The sequence below is a fragment of the Streptomyces sp. NPDC086147 genome (assembly GCF_040702165.1).
Classification (GTDB): Bacteria; Actinomycetota; Actinomycetes; order Streptomycetales; family Streptomycetaceae; genus Streptomyces.
In genome coordinates this window covers 49,993-68,930 of sequence record NZ_JBFBJO010000024.1, presented here as the reverse complement: position 1 = coordinate 68,930, position 18,938 = coordinate 49,993, and the positions used below count along the sequence as shown (strand labels likewise).

Below are 18,938 nucleotides of genomic sequence, written 5' to 3'. Positions count from 1 at the left end.
GCGGTCCGGGCACCCCGGGATCACGTGGAAGGCGGGGCGGACAGCAGCATAGGAGAGCGGAGGGAGGGAGGTTTGTCCCGCAACAAAACCTTCATGCAACCGCGTGCGGACGGGCGACCGCGTACGGGCAGGGCGACCGCGTGCGGACGGGCCGACCGCGTACGGACGGGCCGGCGGGCCGGGAGGGACGTCCCGGCCCGCCGGCGGTCGCTCCGCACCGGGGCCTCGGCGACCGCTCCGGTCCCGGGCCCCGGCGGGCGGTTCACTCCCGGGGCGCGGCGGCCGCCCTCCTCGCTCCCGGGCCGTACCAGAACAGGACGGCGACGAGCAGCGCGAGGACGGTCAGCGCCGAGGCCCAGAGGAACACGGAGGAGATCGTGTCGGCGGTCTCGCCGCTGCCCCCGGTGAAGGGGACGAGCAGCACCGCGAGGCCGACCGAGCCGCCGATGGTCAGGGCGGTCTGCAGGACTCCGGCCGTGACGCCGGCGTACTCGGGCGGGGCCGTCGTCAGGATGATGATGTTGAACGGGATGATGGCCACGCCGACCCCGACGCCGATCAGCACGATCTGGGGCAGGACTCCGGCGGCGTACGTGCTGTCGCCGTCGAGCAGGCTCAGCCAGGCCACCCCGGCGAGGACGACGACCAGGCCGCCGATCGCGCGGAGCTTGAGGTCGATCGCGGCGATGCGCGGGGTGAGGACCTGTGTGGTGAGCAGCAGGGCGGCGCCGAAGGGCAGGATGGCGAGGCCGCTCTGCAGGGCGTTCAGGCCCAGCACGTTCTGGAGGTACTGGACCAGGTAGACGAGGTAGCTCGTCAGGACGGCGGCGAGCAGCAGCAGGTTGAGGAAGGAGCCGGCGCGCACCCGGTCGGCGAAGATCCGGCCGGGCAGGAGGGGTTCGGCGCTGCGCCCGTCGACGGCGAACAGCGCGATCCACAGCACGGCGGAGACGGCGAGCGGGACGACGGTCCCGGTGTCGCTCCAGCCCTTCTCGGCGGCGTGCACGAATCCGTATACGAGGGCGGTCACCGCGCCGCCGACGAGGACGGCGCTGGGCAGGCCGAGGGAGCGGCGGCGGGTGGGGCCGTCGTCGGTGCCGAGCGCCTTGACGGCGACGAGCAGCAGGGCGAGGCCGACGGGGACGTTGACGAGGAGGCTCCAGCGCCAGTCCCCGACCCAGGTCAGGAGGCCGCCGAGGACCATGCCCGCGGACGCGCCGAGTCCGGTGACGGTGGAGTAGAGGCCGAAGGCGCGCTGTCGGCGTTCGCCCTCGAAGACGAGGGCGAGGAGGGCGAGTCCGGTCGGTCCGGCGACGGCGGCGCCGGCGCCCTGGAGGGCGCGTCCGACGAGCAGGACCTCCAGGTTGGGGGCGAGGCCGGCGAGCAGCGAGGCCGCGACGACGAGCAGGATGCCGCCGAGGAAGACCTTGCGGTGGCCGAGGACGTCGCCGAGCCGGCCGGCGAGGAGCAGCAGGCCGCCGAAGGCGAGGAGGAAGGCGTTGGGCACCCAGGAGGCCGAGGCGACGGTGACGTCGAGGTCCTTCTGGAGGGCGGGCAGGGCGACGTTCACGATGGTGCCGTCGAGCTGGAGCATGAACTCGGCGCCGACGATGGCGGTGAGGGCGAGGCCCCAGGGGGCGCGTGCGGGGGCGGCGTCCTTCGGGATGCCGTCGGGGACGGTTTCTGCGGTCACGGGTGGTCCTCCACGGTCGGCGTCCGTCCGCCGGGATGCGGATCGGGTGCGGCGGGACGGATGGGACGGATCGGGTGATGTGGTCGGGATGGAGCGGTTCGCGTGGAGCGGGTCGGGTGGAGCCGGTCGGGCGCGGTGGTGCCGCCGGAAGCGGGGCGTCCGGCAGGGGGCCCGCCGGAGCGGCGGGGCCGTCGGCGCGCGGTCGGCCGGTGCGCGGCCGGCCGGCGCGGGCTACTATCGTGAGACAGCCTCAGGTTAGTTGGCCGCAGTTAACCTGAGGCGACCTCAGGTAGTCAAGTGGAGGCCCCGTGGCAGACAACCCGCCCTACATCGCACAGCGCCCGAAGCGGGCCGACGGCGCCCGCAACTACGACGCGATCCTGGCCTCGGCCCGCAAGGCCTTCGAGGCGGAGGGCTCCGACGCCTCCCTGGAGGACATCGCCGCCCGGGCCGGCGTCGCGATCGGCACGCTCTACCGGCACTTCCCGACCCGCGCCGCGCTGGTCGAGGCGGCCACCCGGGACGGGCTCGCCGACCTCGTCGCGCGCGCCGAGAGCCTGGCCGGGGACGGGGACCCGCTGGAGGCGCTGGCCGCCTGGATGAGCCGCGCCGTACGGCACTTCAGCACGTTCCGCGGCCTGGTCGGCATCCTCACCCGGAGCATGTACGACGAGGGCACGCCCTCGCACGCCGCGTGCGCCGCGATGCACAGCAGCGGCGCGGAGCTGCTGCGCGCCGCCCAGCGGGCCGGGCGGGTGCGCGCCGACGTCACGCCGGACGAGCTGTTCGACCTGCTCAGCGGGGCGGCCTGGGTGCGGGAGAACGCGCTGCCCGGCGGAGGGGAGCGCGGCGACCGGTACCTGCGCCTGGTCCTGGAGGGCATCGTCGCGCACCCGCAGGCCGGATGAGTCCCGGGCGGACGGCCCCGATCCGCCCCTTTAGGACCGCTTGAGAGGGCCCTCCTAGCGTCGGGCGGGAATCGGCACATCCCGCATCAGGAGGGCTCATCGTGGTGTTGCAGGTCCTGTCCGACTGGCTCACGCCGCTGGTCGCCACACCCCCCAAGACCGTCTCCCCGGAGGTCGGCGCCCTCCGCGACACCGGCAGGTCGCTGATCCTGCGCGACCTCACCGAGAAGGTCGTCGCGTACGAGTCGAACAACCCGGACCCCACCGGCACCACGCCCACCGAGAAGGACTTCGCCACCGTCCGGCTGGAGATCTTCGGCCCCGACGGCACGCGGATCGGGCGGACGGAGGGCGCCGGCCGGATGCTCTACCGCCGGGAGGAGGACGGGCACTTCATCGCGTACTTCGGCGAGGAGATCACGCTCGACGACGGCAACGTCGTCCGGGCGGGCGGGCTCGTCGACGACGCCCGGCTGACCGCGGGCGAGCACGCGACGTTCCCCGCCGTCGTGGTCAGCGGTCCGCTGCGCGGGGCGATCGGCTTCCGGCAGTTCCGCCCGGTGGCCAAGGAGTCGCACACGACGTACGAGTCCTCGATCGTCCTGTACCGGAGGTGACGGCCGCCGTGTCACCGACCCCGGCGGCGCGCCCCGCCGCCCCTTCGCCCGCACCCCCCTCCCCCGCTCCCCCCGCGCCGCTTCCCACCCGTCGCATCGGCTCGCTGACCGTGGGCGCCCAGGGGCTCGGCTGCCTGGGCCTGTCCGAGTTCTACGGGCCGGTCGCCCCGGAGACCGCGATCGCCACGATCCGGCGCGCCCTCGACCTGGGCGTCACCCTCCTCGACACCGCCGACGTGTACGGGCACGGCGCGAACGAGGAGCTGATCGGCCGGGCGGTCGCCGGGCGCCGCGACGAGGTGGTGATCTCGACGAAGTTCGGCGTCGTCCGGCCCGGCCCGGGCGTCGGTACGGGCATCCGCGGCGACGCGGCCCACGTCCGGGAGAGCTGCGAGGCCTCGCTCCGCAGGCTCGGCGTCGAGCACATCGACCTGTTCACGCTCACCCGCCCCGACCGGAACGTCCCCGTCGAGGAGACCGTCGGGGCGCTGGCCGAACTCCGGAAGGAGGGCAAGATCCGGGAGTTCGGGCTGAGCGAGGCGGGGCCGCGGACCCTGGAGCGGGCGCACGCCGTCGCCCCGGTGGCCGCGCTGCAGACCGAGTGGTCGCTGTGGTCGCGGGGCATCGAGCGCGAGGTGGCGGGGGTGTGCCGGCGGCTCGGCATCGCGGTCGTCCCGTACGCGCCGCTCGGCCGCGGGTTCCTGACCGGCACGGTCCGCTCCGCCGACGCGTTCGGCGAGGGCGACTTCCGCGGCTTCGGACTGCCCCGGTTCACCCGGGACAACCTCGCCGCGAACCTGCCGCTGGCCGACCGGCTCTCCGCGCTCGCGGCCGAACTCGGTACGACCCCGGCCCGGTTGGCGCTGGCCTGGCTGCACCACCGGGGGCCGGACGTCATTCCCGTCCCCGGTACCGGCGACCCCGGGCACCTGGCGGAGAACGCCTCGGCGGTCGGCCTCCGGCTCACCCCGTCGCAACTCGCGGCGGTCGAGGCGGCGGTCCCGGCGGACGAGGTCCACGGCGCCCGCTGGAACGAACAGAGCCTCGCGTACATCGAGGAGTGACGGGCGGGTTCCCGGGCCTTCCGGGTTCTCCGGCCCGTACGAAGGACGGTGGGGCGGCCTCCCCGAGAGGGAGGCCGCCCCACCGTCCTTCGTCGTCCCCTTCACCGGCCCCCTGCCCGGGCGCCTCTTCCCGCGACGGGGTGGTCGGGGACAGGTCCTGTCCCGGGGGCAGGAGGGCACCGCACGCGTTCCTTCCGCCGTGTCGGGTCAGTCCGACGCCGCCGGCGCGGTGGGCGCCGCCGGGGCCTTTCCGTCCGCCGCCGGGGTCGGCAGCGGGACGGCGTGCGGGGCGGGGATCTTCCGCGTCCGCCCCCATCTGCGCATCCCCGGCTCCTCCACGAACCGGTGCAGCGCCCAGGAGAGCAGGGTGGTGACGGCGAACAGCGCCGCGAGGAGGCCGGTGGCCTGCACCACGTCCCAGGTCCGGCCCGCGCCGAGGACCGTGTGCCCGTACGTCAGGACCAGGAAGTGCACGAGGTACGAGGCGTACGACACGGTGCCCAGCCACTGCAGGGCGCGGCCCCGGAAGGGCGAGAAGCCGCCGCGCACGTCCGCCGTGGCCACCGCCGGGATCAGCAGGGCGAGCGGGGCCACGATCGGCGCGGTGAGGCTGTAGACGCCGGGGAACTGGGAGACCTGGACGGCGAAGCCGAGGACGAGCAGCGCGAGCGCCGGCACCGGGCCGAGCCGGATCCAGCCGCCGGTGCGGACGATCCGGGCCATGACGATGCCGAGCGTGAAGTCCAGCGCGCGTACGGGCGGGAAGGACACCAGGAACCAGTTCTGGGTGAGCGACATGTCCTGCCCCGGCAGCTTCGGCGCGCCCGGCAGCCAGGCCTGCGCGACGGCGGGCAGCAGCATGACGACCGCGACGAGGGCGCCCGCGGCCCACCACAGCCGGTGGGCCGGGATGCGCCGGACGAGGGCGTACAGGAGCGGGAACGCGAGGTAGAACAGCAGGTCGCAGGCGAGGGACCAGGTGACCACGTTGAGGGACAGGATGACGTCGAGCCGCGGGTACCAGGTGTGCACCAGGAACAGGCTCGGCAGCAGCTTGACCAGGTCGAGCGTCTGTCCGGCCCAGAGCGCGAGGCCGAGGGCGGCGAACCAGGTGACGACGTGGTTCGGATAGACCTTGGCCAGCCGACGGCGCCAGAAGCGGCCGGCCGGCTGCCCCTCCCGTACCGACCAGGTGAGGACGAAGCCGCTGAGGACGAAGAAGAACTCCACCCCGAGCCAGCCGATCGCGAAGGCGTAGGGCCGCAGGGCCGCCTCGGTGTCCGGGTGGTAGAAGCCGAGGACGAAGGAGTGGCAGAGGAAGACCAGGAAGGCGGCGGCGAAGCGCATTCCGGTGAGCGAGGGGAGTCTGGAGGGCTCCGTCGGCTGGGAGGACATGGGTCTCTTCTCGTCGGGGATTCTCGTGCGGGGGGGCTCGTGCGGGGCCGTCGCCGGGTCAGTGCGGGGACGTCCGCTCGGTGATGTCGATGGCCCGTGCCGGGCACAGGTAGGCGGCCTCGCGGGCCTTGTCGTGGTGTTCCGGCGCGGGTTCCGGGGTCAGGACGACGACGAGGCCCTCGTCGTCCTGGTCGAAGACCTCGGGAAGGGTGGCCATGCAGCGGCCGCCGCTGATGCAGGACTCCCGGTCGGCGCGCAGCCGCATCGCGGTCACCACTCGACGGGCAGGGACAGCACGCGCTGCACCGTGCCCGCGCCGAGGATCGGCAGCTCGTCCACGCCGACCGCCAGGCGCATGCCGGGGATGCGGGTGAGCAGCTCCCGGAAGGCGACCTCCAGTTCGAGGCGGGCGAGGTTCTGGCCGAGGCACTGGTGGATGCCGAAGCCGAAGGTCACGTGGTGGGTGTCGGAGCGCAGTACGTCGAACTCGTCGGGGCGCTCGTGGAAGTTCTCGTCGCGGTTGGCGAGGGTCCCGGAGACGAGGACTCCCTCGCCCTCGCGGATGAGGTGGCCGGCGATCTCGATGTCGCCCTTGGCGATCCGGGTGGCGACGAGGTCGGTGGTGGCGATGAAGCGCAGCAGCTCCTCGACGGCGCCGGGCAGCCGCTCGCGGTCCTCGTGGAGCTTCGCGAGCTGGTCGGGGTGTTCGAGGAGGGTGATGAGGCCGAGGGCCAGGGAGGAGGAGGTGGTCTCGTGCGCGGCGATGAGCAGGACGAGCGCGATGGAGACGAGCTCCTCGTGGCCGATGTCGCCGGTGAGCACCCGTTCGGTGACGAGCTGTCCGAGCAGTCCGTCCGTGGGGGACTTGATCTGCTCGGTGACCAGGCCGTCGATGTAGTCGACGAGGTTCTGCGCGGCGGTCGCCGACTCCTCCTCGCTGCCCAGCATGACCTTGCCGCTGGCGTCCTGGAAGAACTCGTGGTCCTCGTAGGGGACGCCGAGGTGGCGGCAGATGACGAGGGACGGCAGCGGCACGGCGAGCAGCGGCACGAGGTCGGCCGGCGGGCCGTGGGCGATGATCCGGTCGACGAAGCCGGAGACGATCTCCTCGATCTCCGGCCGCATCCGCCTGACCTGCTTGAGGCTGAAGTGCGGGTTGAGGTAGCGCCGGTAGATGTCGTGCTGGGGCGGGTCCATCGCGATCAGGGCGAGGCTCCGGGCGATGTGGGACCGGAAGCGGGGCGCGACGATGGGGAAGTCGGGGTGGGTGCGCAGCGAGGAGAGGTTCGGGTGGGTGAGGATCTCCCGGGACTCCTTGTAGCCGGTGACCATCCAGGCCTCGCGGCCGTCGAACAGGGTCACCTTGAGGACCGGACCCGCCTCGCCGATCTCGCGGTATCCGGCGGGCGGCTGGTAGGGGCACGTGCGCGGCTGCGGGTACGGCGGTGCTTCTGCCATTGCCTTCTCGTCCTTCGAACGGGGCGGAACGCCGGGATGCGGGTGCGGGGCTCCCCGGCCGGTGCCGGGGATCGGGGAGCGGGAGCCGTCGGCTTCGGGGCCGTCGGGAGTGAGGTCGCCCGGGCCGGGGCCGGACGGGACCGGAGCCACCCGGGCCGGGGTCGTCGGGGGCCGGGCGGCGGAGGGGTGCCGCGGCGGTGCCGGTGGGGTTCGGCGCCCCTGGAAGGGCGACGCTATTGAGCTCCGGGGCGCCGGGCAAGCGCGGTTAAGCGCCGCTTCAGAACTCCTTTCGTCCGGTTCCGGGCGGGCGCGGGACGGCCGCCAGGAGGGCGCGGGTGTAGGGGTGTTCGGGGGCGCGCAGGACCTGTTCGGCCGTCCCGGACTCGACGACCCGCCCGTCCTTCATGACGGCGACCCGGTGGCTCAGCCGGCGCACCACGCCCAGGTCGTGCGAGACGAACACGTAGGCCACGCCCAGGCGTTCCTGGACGCGGATCAGGACGTCGAGGACCTGGGCCTGCACGGAGGCGTCTAGGGCGGAGACCGGTTCGTCGCAGACGACGACGTCGGGCTCCGGTGCGAAGGCGCGGGCGATCGCGAGGCGCTGCGCCTGGCCGCCGGACAGGTCGCGGGCCCGGCGGTCCAGGACGTCGGGAGCGAGGTCGACGTGCTCCAGGAGTTCGGCGACCCGCGCCGCGCGGGCGGCCCGCGGGGTGCCGATCGCCCGCAGCGGCTCCTCAAGGAGCTGCCGGGCGGTGTAGCGGGGGTCGAAGGAGCCCAGCGGGTACTGGTGGATCATCTGGACGCGGCGGCGGGCCGTACGGCGTTCGGCGCGGGTGCGTGCGGTCCAGGTGCGCCCGTCGAGCTCCACGCGGCCCGCGTCGGGCGTCACGACCCCCGTCAGCATCCGGCCCACGGTGGTCTTGCCGGAGCCGGACTCGCCGACGACGCCGAGGGTCTCCCCGGCCCGTACGGTGAGCGACACCCCGTCGACGGCGGTGAGTTCGGGCCGGCCGGGCAGCCGGTACCGCTTCACCAGTCCCTCGGCGCGCAGCAGTACCGGCCCGGGTTCGGGCGCGGCCCTGGTCTCCTCGCCGGGGACGGCCGCGACCAGGGCCCGGGTGTACGGGTGGCGGGGCGCGGACAGGATCCGCCCGGCGGGGCCGTCCTCGACGAACCGGCCGTCCTTCATGACGTGGACGCGGTCGGCCAGTTCGCCCACGACGCCGAGGTCGTGGCTGATGAGCAGGACGGCGGTGCCGTCGCGGGCGCGGGCGCGCAGCAGCCGGAGGATCTGCTGCTGCACGGTGGCGTCGAGGGCGGTGGTGGGCTCGTCGGCGATGAGCAGGTCGGGGCGGGCGGCGAGCGCGGAGGCGATCAGGGCGCGCTGGCGCAGGCCGCCGGAGAGCTGGTGGGGGTACTGGGCGGCCCGGGTGCGGGGGTCGGGGACGCCCGCCGCTTCGAGCAGCCGCTCCGTCTCCGCCCGGATCCGCGCGGGCGGGACGGTCCGGTGGGTGCGCAGGGGTTCGGCGACCTCCGCGCCGACGCGGCGGAGCGGGTCGAGCGAACCGAGCGCGTCCTGGAGCACGAAGCCGACGCGCCGGCCGCGCAGCGCGCGCAGCCGGCGGGCGTCGAGTCCGCGCAGGTCGACGCCGTCGAAGGACAGCGCGGCGGCCCGTACCTCGGCCCCCTCGCCGGCCAGGCCGACGAGGCTGCGGGCCGTGACGCTCTTGCCGGAGCCGGACTCGCCGACGACGGCGACGATCTCCCCGGGCCGTACGGTGAACGACACCCCGCGCACCGCCTCCACCCGGCGGCGGCCGCGGCCGAAGGAGACGGTCAGGTCCTCCACCCGGACCAGTTCGCGCGCGGCGGCCGGTGCGCCGGGCGCCGCCGGGGCTCCGGCCGGGGCCGTGCGGGGCTCGGTGCTCATGCGGTGCTCCCGTCGACGGTGCGCTGGAGGTGGCGGCCGACCGTCGTGATCGCGAGGACGGCGAGGGTGATGGCCGCGCCGGGGAAGGCGGCGGGCCACCAGGCGAGGGCGAGGAAGTCGCGGCTGCCGGCCAGCATCGCGCCCCACTCGGCGGTGGGCGGCTGGGGGCCGAGGCCGACGAAGCTCAGGCTGGAGCTCGCCACGATCATCGCGCCCAGGGAGACGGTGGCGAGCGCGAGGACCGGTCCGAGCGCGTTGGGCAGCACGTGCCGCAGGACCACCTGGGCGCGGGTCCGGCCGAAGCCGTAGGCGGCCTCGACGTACGCCCGGCCGCGCAGCGAGATCACCTCGGCGCGGGCGACGCGGGCGAAGCCGGGGAGCGCGCCGACGGCGAGGCCGACGGTGGCGGCGCCCGCGCCGGGGCCGAGGACGGCGACGACGAGGAAGACCAGGAGGAGACCCGGCACGGAGAGCAGGACGTCGAGGAGGCGGCCGATGGCCTGGTCGGCGAAGCGGCCGAGCTGGGCGGCGGCGACGCCGACGAGGGTGCCGCCGACGAGGGCGAGGGCCACCGCGCCGACGCCGATGAGCAGCGACGGCCGGGTGCCGTGCACGATCCGCGCGTACAGGTCGCGGCCGTTCTGGTCGGTGCCGAGCCAGTGCCCGTCGCCGGGTGGGCGCAGCAGGGCGTCGATGTCGGCCGCGTCGGGGTCGACGGAGGTGAAGAGGCCGGGGAAGGCGGCCATGGCGGTCAGCACCGCGAGGACCGCCGCGCCGAGCCAGAGGCCGGTGCGGGGACGGGTCACGCGGGCCTCCCGGCGTCGCGGGTGCGGGGGTCGACGAGCCACTGGAGGGCGTCGACGACGAGGTTGACGAGGACGAACACGGCGGCGGCGAGCAGTACGACGGCCATGACGACGGGCATGTCCTTGTTCTGCACCGCCGACAGGACCAGCCGGCCGACGCCCTGGCGGGAGAAGACGATCTCGACGATCACGGCCCCGCCGATCAGGGAGCCGGCGATCCAGCCCAGGAGCGTCGTGGCGGGCAGCAGGGCGTGCCGCAGCACGTGCCGCAGGCGCAGGGCGAGTTCGCCGATGCCGCGGGCCCTGGCGGTGACCACGAAGGGTTCGTCGAGGGCGCGCAGGAGCCCTTCGCGCAGCACCTGGGCGACGACGGCGGTGGGGGCCGCGGCGAGTGCGAGCGTCGGCAGGACGAGGCCGCTCGGGCCGGACGCGCCGACGGTCGGGAACCAGCCGAGGCCGAAGGAGAAGAAGGTCAGCAGGAGCAGGCCGAGCCAGAACGGCGGCAGCGCGACGACGACGGACTCGGCGGCGGCGAACAGGGTCCGGACCCAGCGGCGGCGGTGCGCCCCGAGCACGGCGAGGACGACCGAGCCGGCCGCGGTGACGAGCAGGGTGGAGGCGATCAGGGTGAGGGTGTCGGGGAGCTGGGAACCGACGGCCTCCCACACGGGCCGGCGCAGCACGTACGAGTCCCCGAAGTCGCCGCGGACGATCCGGCCGAGGTAGCCGAGGTACTGGGCGGGCAGCGGGTCGTCCAGGTGGTACTCGGCGGTGATCTCGGCGCGGACGCGGGGCGAGACGCTGGACCGGGCGAGCAGCACGTCCGCGGTGCTGCCCGGCATGATCTGGAGGACCACGAAGGCGAGGGTCACCGCGCCCCAGAGGACGACGACGGCGCCGGCCGCGCGGCCGAGGACGAGTCGGAGGAGGCGGACGGGGCGGGCCCGCTCCCGGGCGGTGGCGCCGGGGGCGGGCCCGCCGCCGGTCAGGAGGCCAGCCATGCCGCGTAGAGGCTCGCGGAGCCGTCGGCGGTGAAGCCGGTGCCGCGCACCGCGTCGCGGGTGGCGAGGGTGGAGACGGGCGAGTAGATCGGGAGGACGGCGGCGTCCTCGGTGATCCGCCGCTGCACCTCGCGGTAGATCCGGAACTGTTCCTTCTGGTCGGTGGCGCGCTGGGCGTCGGCGAACAGCCGCTCCACGTCCGGGACGTCGTAGCGGGCCATGTTGTTGCTGATGCCGCGGGCGGGGGTGGGGATGTTGTCCTTGCCGAACAGGACGCGCAGGACGTCGGGTCCGGGCGCGGAGAAGCTGGTGTCGATGATCTCGTAGTCGCCGGCGAGGAGCCGTTCGACGAAGGTGCCGCCGTCGACGTTCTCCTCGACGAACTCGACGCCGAGCTTCTTGCCGGCGGACTGGATCTGCACGGCGAGGTTGGTGATCGACGGGTCGGACCACAGGTGCCGGACGCGCAGCCGCTTGCCGTCCTTGGTGCGGTAGCCCTGGGCGTCGCGGGCGGTCCAGCCCGCCGCGTCGAGCAGCCGCGCGGCCTCCCGGGGGTCGTGGGCGTAGGCGGCGGCGAGGGAGGCGTCGTGGCCGGGGGTGGTCGCGGACAGCGGGCCCTGGGCGGAGGGGTACTGGCCGAAGTGGACGCGCTGGGCGATGGTCGACCAGTCGATGCCGGCGCGCAGCGCCTTGCGCACGGCGGCGTCGGCGAGGGGGCCCTTGGCGGTGTTGGGCCAGTAGCTGTAGTTGGCGCCGGGGAAGCTGGTGCTGTGCAGGGTGAAGCCGGGGGTCTTCGCGAGCTGCCGGGTGCTGGTGGGGTCGAGGCCGGTGGCGGCGTCGACCTGGCCGCTGGTGAGGGCGCCGAAGCGGGAGGCGTTGTCGGGGACGACCTGGACCCGGATGCCGTCGAGGCGGGCCGGGCCGGAGTGGCCGGCGGACTTGGGGGCCCAGGCGTGGTCGGGGTTCCGGGTGTACTCGATGCCCTTCTGCGCGACGAGTCCGGTGGCGGTGCGGAACGGACCGGTGCCGACGATCTTCTTGCAGAGTTCGGCGGTGGACCCCTTGAGTCCGGCCGGGGACTCGATGCCGAGGTTGGGCAGCGCGAGGGCGCCGAGGAAGCCCGAGTCGGGCTGCTCGAGGGTGATCTCGACCGTGTGGGGGCCGACGGCCCGGGAGGACTTGTAGGCGGAGATCAGGCTGGAGGCGAGCAGGGACTTGGTCGCGGGGTCGGCGACGTGGTCGAGGTTGGCGACCACGGCCGCCGCGTCGAAGCGGGCGCCGTCGGTGAAGGTGACGTCGTCGCGGAGGGCGAAGGTGTAGGTCCGGCCGTCGGGCGACAGCGTCCAGCTCTTGGCGAGCCAGGGTTCGAAGGCTCCCTTCGGGGTCTGGTGGACGAGGGAGTCCAGGATCGGCCGGGACAGCAGCCGGGCGGCCTCGGTGGGGCTCTGGTGGGGGTCGAGGCACTCGGGTTCCTTGGCGATGGCGATCCGCAGGGTGCCGCCGTCGCGGGGCGGGCCGCCGGCGGCGGGGCCGCCGTCGGTCCCGGCCCCCGCGGAGCACGCGGTCACCAGCGTCGTCAGCAGGGCGGTCCCCGCCGCCAGGAGGGCGGATCTCTTCGTCCGTGTCCGTGTACCCGAGTGCATGCGCGTCGTCCTCATCGCTTGTGCCGTGACGTTCGGTCAGTCACGGTGCACGGCCGGCCTAAAGCCGGTCTGAAAGCGGACGGCGGGCGATGGGGACGGACGATGGGGGCGGGCGGTCAGAGCGAGGCGGCGATCTTCGCGACGAGTTCGTACGAGCGGATCCGGGCCTCGTGGTCGGGGACCTGGGTGAGGACGAACAGCTCGTCGGCGCGGGTCCGGGCGACGAAGTCGGCGAGGCGGGGCGCGATGCGGTCCGGGGCGCCGACGAACTGGGGGTCGATGCGCGAGCGCAGGAAGTCCCGCTCGGCGGACGTGTGGATGTGCGCGGCGGCCTCCTCCTCGGTGGGCAGGACGCCCTCCGGGTCGACGGTGCGCATGAGGATCTGCCCGTGCACGAAGGCCTCGGCGAGCCGGTGGGCGCGCGCGTCGCTGTCGGAGGCGACCGCTATCACCGCGACGCAGGCGTGCGGTGCGGACAGGCCCGGGGCGGGCCGGAAGGCCTCGCGGTAGGCGTCCAGCGCCTGGGGGGCGCCGCCGCCGACGATGGCGTGGGCGTAGACGTACGGCAGTCCGGCCCGGCCGGCGTGGACGGCGCTGCCGACGCTGGAGCCGACGAGCCAGAAGCGGGGCGGGACCTCCGGCTCGGGGACCGCCCGCACTCCCTGGTGTCCGCCGGCGAAGTAGCCGCGGAGTTCGTCGAACTGGGCGTCGAAGCCGAGCCGGCGGGGGTCGCCGAGGCGGGCCGCGGAGGCGGGCGAGCCGCCGGTGGCCCGGCCGAGTCCGAGGTCGACGCGGCCGGGGTAGAGGCTCGCGAGCACGCCGAACTGCTCGGCGACGGCGAGGGCGGAGTGGTTGGGCAGCAGGACCGCCCCGGACCCGACGGTGAGGGTGCGGGTGGCCTGCAACAGGGGTCCGGCGAGTACGGCGGGGCTGGATGTGGCGAGGGCCGGGGTGCCGTGGTGCTCCGCCACCCAGTAGCGGCGGTAGCCGAAGCCCTCCACCGCCGCGGCCAGGTCGACGGTGCGGCGCAGCGCGTCGCCGGGGGTGTCGCCGCGCCAGACGGGGACCGTGTCGTGCACCGAAATCGCGATTCCCTCGGCCACCTGGTTCTCCTCCTCCTGCTGGGCGGTCGCCGGTCTCGCGGACACGATCCTGAGGCGACCTCATGTTGTCCCGGGAAGTTAAGTCGAGCACACCTCAGGTTGTCAATGCCGGGGCGCCTGGGGCCGGGAGCAGGTCTTCGGCCGCGTCCAGGGTCAGATGGCCGGGCACCCGCGGCCGTCGCTCCAGACGGTGTACGAACACGGTCCCGGCCGAGCCGCTCGCGTCACCGGTTCCGCCCGCGTCGGGCCCGAGCTCCTCGAACCCGTAGTGCGCGTAGAGGCCGGCGACCTTGGCGTTCTTCGCGGTCGGCCGGTACGCGCCCCGCACCTCGGCGAAACCGGCGTCGGCGGCCCGGTCGAGGAGCGCCGCCAGGCAGGCCTGTTCGATGCCCCGGGCGAACACCCGGCAGCTGAGCAGCATGTTCTCGATGTGCAGGACCTTCTCCTCGGCGCGCAGGAACACCGCGCCGACGAGCCCGTTGCTCCCGAACCGGTCCCCCGCCGTCAGCCCCAGGACGGCCGTGCCGGGGCCGGCGGCCCCGGCCCGCACCTCCTCGGCCGACAGGCGTCGCGTGGTGAGGTTGAACTGGTTGGTGCGCAGGGTGAGCTGGGACAGCCGGGGGATCTCCGCCGGGGCCGCCGGTGCGAGCCGGACGGTCACGCCGAGCCCGTCGAGGAACTCCTCCGCGCTCCCCGCCGCGGACAGGAAGTCCGCCCGCGCCGACTCCTCGCGGTAGCGGCGGGTGCGGACCCGGTCCTCGGACGTCACCTCCGTCGTCGTGAACCAGCCGTCCGCCAGCAGCCGCGTCACGTGCAGCGCCGGATCGCCGTCCAGCGGGATCACCGTCGTCTCCGGGAGCTCCGCGCCCACCGCCGCGCATTCGCGCACGTTGTCGTCGGCGAACACCACGCTGTCGCCGCCCAGGTTGAGGCCGCCGGCCAGCGCGCGCAGCGACTCCGCCTTGGGCTGCCAGCCGGCCAGGATCCGGACGAAGTCCTCCTCCCGCACCCGCAGGTCCGGGTGGTCGCGGAGCGCCGCCACCACGGTGTCCCGGTCGTTCTTGCTGACCGCCGCGAGGAGGACGCCCTGCGACTGGAGCTGCTTCACCACCCCTTGGATCCGGTGGAAGGCCTCGCCGCGGCGCCCGTGCGCCACCTCGATGCCCTCCACGCCGTCGTCGCCCAGGACCCCGCCCCACAGCGTCTCGTCCAGGTCCACGGCCAGCACCTTCTTCGTCCGGCCGGTCACCGCCCGGACGAGGTGGCCCAGTTCGCGGGCGTACGCGGCGAGGAACCCGTCGGAGAACCGGGCCCCGGCGTACGCGTCGAAGCGGGCGTCGGCGAGTTCGACGGGCCCGCCGAGCAGCGGGTCGACGTCGAGCACGACGACGCGGCCCGACTCCTCGCCGAATCCCAGGAGTTCGGCGTTGGCGGTCCGCCAGGCCGCGCCGAGCCGCGCGCGGGACGGCAGGTCGAGCAGCTGCGCCTGCTGGTTCCTCGGCAGCGGCAGCGTGTTGAGCACGAGGGTGCCGGAGGAGCGGTCGGCGAACCGGTTCGCCAGCCCCCGCCACAGCGTCAGCTTGCGGTGCAGGGCGTCGGCGACGTCCTCCGCCGTGAACGGCACCGGCACCTCGTCGAAGACGGTCGCGTGGTCCAGGACGCACACGGTCACGTCGGCGGGCTCCGTGTGCAGCGAGCTCCCGGGGTCGCCGAGTTCGTGCACGTACGAGCCGAAGCCGGTGAGCCGCACCTCGGGCAGGAAGCCGTGCCGGGCGAGCTCGGCGAGCAGCGCCGTCCGCAGCGCGTCCAGGGTGCCGCCGCCGGTCAGCGCGACCGTGACGGCGGGCAGGCCGGGGTGGTGCGCGCGGGCCCGCGCCGGGTCGACGCGGGCGAGCAGGCGGGCCGCGCGGGCGAGGTCCGTCCGGTCGAGCGCGGCGAGCAGGGCGGGCACGCGGTCGAAGTGACGGTCCAGGCCGCCGTCGCGGTGCAGCGCACGCAGGGCGTCGAGGGCGCCGACGGGCACGGGGGCGGGGTCGGTCGTCATCGGACGGTCTCCGGGGTGCGGGTGTCGAGCGACACGAGGAGGTGCGCGGCCAGTTCGTGCGCGGTGCGGTGCTCCAGGACGACGGAGGGGCGGACCTCCGCCCCGGTCTCGCGGTTCAGGCGGGCCGCGATCTCCAGCGAGCCGAAGGAGGTGATGCCGATCTCGGTGAGGTCGGCGGCCGGGTCGACCTCGCCGGGCGCGTACCCGAGGGAGGCGGCGACGGCGTCGAGGACGCGCGCGAGCACGACGCCCCGCCGCTCCTCCTCGGGCACCTCGTGGAGGAGCGGGACGGGCGGCTCGGGCCGCTCGGGGACGGCCGGGGGCGCGTCCGGGACGGGGCCGGGCGCGGGGCGGCTCAGCCAGTACGGGCGGTGCTGGAACGGGTAGACGGGCACCAGCGCGGGGTCGGCGGCCGGTCCCGCGCCGAGCAGCCGGTCCCAGTCGACGCGGACGCCCCGGCAGTGCGCCTGGGCGACGGCCCGGACCACCGAGGCGGCCTCCGCCGCGGGGCGGCGGACCAGCGGGATCACGGCGGCCCCGTCCCGCCGGTCGGCGAGGCAGTCGGCGACCAGGCCGGTCATGGTGGTGTCGGGGCCGATCTCGACGAAGGTGTCGACGCCGAGGCCGCGCAGGGCCGTCACGCCGTCGTGGAAGCGGACCGTGCCGCGCACCTGGGCCGACCAGCGGCCCGGCGCGGAGAGTTCGGCGAGGTCCGCGACCTCGCCGGTGCGGTTGGCCACCAGGGGGACGCGCGGCCGCGACACGGCGAGGCCGGCCGCCGCCGCGTCGACCGCGGCGAGCGCGGGCTCCATGTGCGGGGAGTGGAAGGCGTGGCCGACCTTGAGCGCCTTGGTCCGCACGCCCTCCGCCCGCCAGAGGGCCGCGACCCGGCGCACGGCGTCGGCGTCGCCGGACACCACGGTCGACCGGGGGCCGTTGACAGCGGCGACGGCCACCGCTCCCCCGGCCCGCGCGAGCGACTCCCCGACCTCGTCCTCGGAGGCCCGGATCGAGAGCATCGCCCCGCCCGAGGGGGCGGCCTGCATGGCGCGGGCCCGGGCGACGACGAGCCGGGCGGCGCCGTCGAGGGTCAGGGCGCCGCCGACGTACGCGGCCGTGAGCTCGCCGATCGAGTGGCCCAGGAGCGCGGCCGGGACGAGCCCGAAGGACTCGGCGAGCCGGGCGAGCGCCGCCTGGACGGCGAACAGCGCCGGCTGGGCGTACTCGGTCCGCTCCAGGAGCGCCGCCCGCGGGCCGCCGGGCGCGGCCAGGACCACGTCCCGCAGGGCGGGTCCCTGGTCGGGCCCGCGGGCCGCGTCGAGGGCGGCGCACACGGCGTCGAAGGCCTCGGCGTACAACGGGAACCGGTCGGCGAGTTCGGCGCCCATGCCGGGTCGCTGGGTGCCCTGGCCGCTGAACACGAAGGCGATCCGGGGCCCGGCGACGGCGCTCGCGACGGGCGCGGACGGGGCCGTGAGCGCGTCGAGCTCCCGGCCGAGCCCGGCCGCGTCGGCGCCCTGGACGGCGGCGCGGTGCCGGAAGAAGGTCCGGCGGGTGGCCAGCGTCCGCGCGACGGCGCCGAGATCGGTGTCCGGCCGGTCGCGCAGCAGCGCCCGCAGCCGTCCCGCCTGGGCCCGCACCGCCTCGGGGGACCGCCCGGACAGGGCCCAGACGACGTCCGTCCGGGGCGTGTCGGGGGTGGGAGCCGGGGCTGGGGACTCAGCGGAGGCCGCTTCCGGGGCCCCGCCCGCGACGGCCGCGGCGGCGGGCTCCTGGGCTCCGTCGGTGACGGTTCCGGCGGCGGGCCCCGGGGCCAGGTCGGGTTCCCTGGCCCGCACGGGCTCCTGGGGCGGCGCAAGCTCCTGGGCCCGTGCGGCCTCCGGCTCGTACTCCTCCACGATGACGTGCGCGTTGGTGCCGCTGATGCCGAACGAGGAGACGCCGGCCCGGCGCGGGCGGCCCTCGGCGGCGGGCCAGGAGCGGGCCTCGCTGAGGACGGCCACGCGTCCGGAGGGCCAGTCGACGAACTCGGACCACTCGTCGGCGTGCAGGGTCGCCGGCAGGACGCCGTGGCGCAGGGCCTGGATCGTCTTGATCACGCCGGCCACGCCGGCCGCCGCCTGGGTGTGGCCGAGGTTCGACTTCACCGAGCCGATGTAGAGCGGGGCCGCGCGGCCGGGATCCTCGCCGTACGCGGCGATGAGGGCGCCCGCCTCGATCGGGTCGCCGAGGGCCGTCCCGGTGCCGTGGGCCTCGACCGCGTCGACGGCGGAGGCGGGGATCCCCGCGGCGCGCAGGGCCGCCTCGACGACCTTGCGCTGGGCGGGTCCGCTCGGCGCGGTGAGTCCGTTGCTCGCCCCGTCGGAGTTGATCGCCGAGCCCGGCAGCAGGGCCAGTACGGGATGCCCGTGGCGGCGCGCGTCGGAGAGCCGCTCCAGGAGCAGGAGCCCCGCTCCCTCGCCGAAGCCCGTGCCGTCCGCGCCCTTGCCGAAGGCCTTGCAGCGCCCGTCGGCGGCCAGCCCGCCCTGGGCCGCGAAGTCGGTGAAGACGCGGGGCGTCGACATCACGGTCACCCCGCCCGCCAGCGCCAGGTCGCACTCGGAGCGGCGCAGCGACTCGGCGGCCAGGTGCAGCGCGACCAGCGACGACGAGCAGGCGGTGTCGACGGTGAGGGCGGGGCCCTCGAAGCCGAAGGTGTGGGCGAGCCGTCCCGAGACGATGCTCGCCGCGTTGCCGGTCATCAGATGGCCCTCGACGTCCGCGGCCACGGTGCCGGGCGGCGGCGCGTACTCCTGGTAGATCGCCCCGGCGAAGACGCCCGTACGGCTGCCGCGCAGGTCGCCCGGCAGGAGTCCGGCCCGTTCCAGCAGCTCCCAGGACAGTTCGAGGAGCTGCCGGTGCTGGGGGTCCATCGCCAGGGCCTCCGTAGGGCCGATGCCGAAGAAGCCGGAGTCGAAGCCGGCCGCGTCGTCGAGGAAGCCGCCGGCGCGCGCGTGCTCCAGGGCGGCCGGGTCCCAGCCCCGGTCCGCCGGCGGTCCGCCGACGGTGTCCGCGCCCCGTGCGACGACCTCCCAGAGGTCCTCGGGCGAGCGGACCCCGCCGGGGTAGCGGCAGGCCATGGAGACCACGGCCACCGGTTCGCGGAAGGCCGCGAGCCGCGCCTCGCGGTCCGCCAGCTCTCCTCTGACCCGGGCGAGTTCGTTCGTCGTCCACCGGAGGTACTCGACCAGTCTCTTCTCGTCGGCCATGGCTGCGGCCCCCTCTCGTCGTCGG

At 75.2% G+C, this 18,938-nt stretch carries 14 protein-coding genes; 3 read left to right on the top strand and 11 right to left on the bottom strand.

The window, feature by feature from the left end:
- Positions 1–262: 262 nt before the first annotated feature.
- The gene (locus AB0398_RS30695; RefSeq protein WP_366378925.1) at positions 263–1,693 is read right to left on the bottom strand and encodes an MFS transporter; all 1,431 of its coding nucleotides are present in this window, start codon (positions 1,691–1,693) and stop codon (positions 263–265) included.
- A 308-nt stretch (positions 1,694–2,001) separates the two neighbouring features.
- On the opposite strand from AB0398_RS30695, the gene AB0398_RS30690 reads away from it, so the two are divergent.
- The 3 genes from AB0398_RS30690 (at position 2,002) to AB0398_RS30680 (ending at position 4,282) form a co-directional block, all read left to right on the top strand.
- A complete protein-coding gene (locus AB0398_RS30690; RefSeq protein ID WP_366378924.1) occupies positions 2,002–2,601 on the top strand; it encodes a helix-turn-helix domain-containing protein in 600 nt (199 codons plus the stop codon).
- Between the two features lie 101 nt (positions 2,602–2,702).
- Positions 2,703–3,218 carry a hypothetical protein gene (locus AB0398_RS30685; RefSeq protein ID WP_366378923.1) on the top strand — a complete coding sequence of 172 codons (516 nt, stop codon included), beginning with the start codon at positions 2,703–2,705 and terminating at the stop codon, positions 3,216–3,218.
- Positions 3,219–3,313: 95 nt separating this feature from the next.
- Positions 3,314–4,282, top strand: a complete 969-nt coding sequence (locus tag AB0398_RS30680) for an aldo/keto reductase (RefSeq protein WP_366378942.1) — start codon at positions 3,314–3,316, stop codon at positions 4,280–4,282.
- A gap of 207 nt (positions 4,283–4,489) precedes the next feature.
- On the opposite strand, the gene AB0398_RS30675 is transcribed toward AB0398_RS30680, so the two are convergent.
- The 10 genes from AB0398_RS30675 to AB0398_RS30630 form a co-directional block, all read right to left on the bottom strand.
- On the bottom strand, positions 4,490–5,677 hold the full coding sequence (locus AB0398_RS30675) for an acyltransferase (RefSeq protein ID WP_366378922.1): 1,188 nt from the start codon (positions 5,675–5,677) through the stop codon (positions 4,490–4,492).
- A gap of 58 nt (positions 5,678–5,735) precedes the next feature.
- Positions 5,736–5,942, bottom strand: coding sequence for a ferredoxin (locus AB0398_RS30670; RefSeq protein WP_366378941.1), 207 nt, complete (start codon positions 5,940–5,942; stop codon positions 5,736–5,738).
- 5 nt (positions 5,943–5,947) lie between these two features.
- Complete coding sequence (locus tag AB0398_RS30665) at positions 5,948–7,135, bottom strand: cytochrome P450 (RefSeq protein WP_366378921.1); 1,188 nt, start codon at positions 7,133–7,135, stop codon at positions 5,948–5,950.
- A 277-nt stretch (positions 7,136–7,412) separates the two neighbouring features.
- Positions 7,413–9,068, bottom strand: a complete 1,656-nt coding sequence (locus tag AB0398_RS30660; protein WP_366378920.1) for an ABC transporter ATP-binding protein — start codon at positions 9,066–9,068, stop codon at positions 7,413–7,415.
- Positions 9,065–9,874: an ABC transporter permease gene (locus tag AB0398_RS30655; protein WP_366378919.1), complete on the bottom strand. Its 810-nt coding sequence runs from the start codon at positions 9,872–9,874 to the stop codon at positions 9,065–9,067. Before AB0398_RS30655 ends, AB0398_RS30660 begins: the two co-directional genes overlap by 4 nt.
- Positions 9,871–10,875: an ABC transporter permease gene (locus tag AB0398_RS30650; RefSeq protein WP_366378918.1), complete on the bottom strand. Its 1,005-nt coding sequence runs from the start codon at positions 10,873–10,875 to the stop codon at positions 9,871–9,873. Before AB0398_RS30650 ends, AB0398_RS30655 begins: the two co-directional genes overlap by 4 nt.
- Complete coding sequence (locus tag AB0398_RS30645) at positions 10,860–12,518, bottom strand: ABC transporter substrate-binding protein (protein ID WP_366378917.1); 1,659 nt, start codon at positions 12,516–12,518, stop codon at positions 10,860–10,862. Before AB0398_RS30645 ends, AB0398_RS30650 begins: the two co-directional genes overlap by 16 nt.
- Positions 12,519–12,634: 116 nt before the next feature.
- The gene (locus tag AB0398_RS30640) at positions 12,635–13,666 is read right to left on the bottom strand and encodes an LLM class flavin-dependent oxidoreductase (protein ID WP_366378916.1); all 1,032 of its coding nucleotides are present in this window, start codon (positions 13,664–13,666) and stop codon (positions 12,635–12,637) included.
- A 49-nt stretch (positions 13,667–13,715) separates the two neighbouring features.
- The gene (locus tag AB0398_RS30635) at positions 13,716–15,665 is read right to left on the bottom strand and encodes an HAD-IIIC family phosphatase (RefSeq protein ID WP_366378915.1); all 1,950 of its coding nucleotides are present in this window, start codon (positions 15,663–15,665) and stop codon (positions 13,716–13,718) included.
- Entirely contained in the window at positions 15,662–18,913 is a 3,252-nt protein-coding gene (locus tag AB0398_RS30630; protein WP_366378914.1) for a beta-ketoacyl synthase N-terminal-like domain-containing protein, read from the bottom strand. The genes AB0398_RS30635 and AB0398_RS30630 overlap by 4 nt, the downstream gene beginning before the upstream one ends.
- Positions 18,914–18,938 lie beyond the last annotated feature (25 nt).